Annotated in this window: 1 pseudogene; it reads right to left on the bottom strand. The window is 61.4% G+C overall.

Annotation, left to right across the window (positions count from 1 at the left end):
• Positions 1-277: pseudogene (locus tag AC3A6Y_RS35055) on the bottom strand (hypothetical protein); the annotation flags it as partial.

The raw sequence follows: 277 nt of genomic DNA, 5'->3' as shown, positions 1-277 counted from the left end.
GCCTGTCCTGCTCGCGCACGCCGTCGATCTCTTCGAGCAGGTCGTACAAGGTTTCGTCGGCGCGCATCACGTTTCCATGCCACAGGAACCATTTGACGCGCTCGATGCCCTTGAGCAACTCCGGCTTCTCTGCGCTTTGCAACCCGCGTGTCGTTTGCAGGAGTTGCTCGATGCGCATCGCGACGTGGAACCAGTCCAGTATGTGCTCGGATCGCGGGTGCACGAACGCGCCGAGCTCGCGCACCGTATCGCCGCCATCACAAAGGAACGTGATGTG

The sequence above is a fragment of the Variovorax sp. Soil_C_17 genome (genome assembly GCF_057657265.1).
Note: the sequence above shows the minus strand (reverse complement) of the source record. Positions and strands in the feature narration are given on the sequence as shown.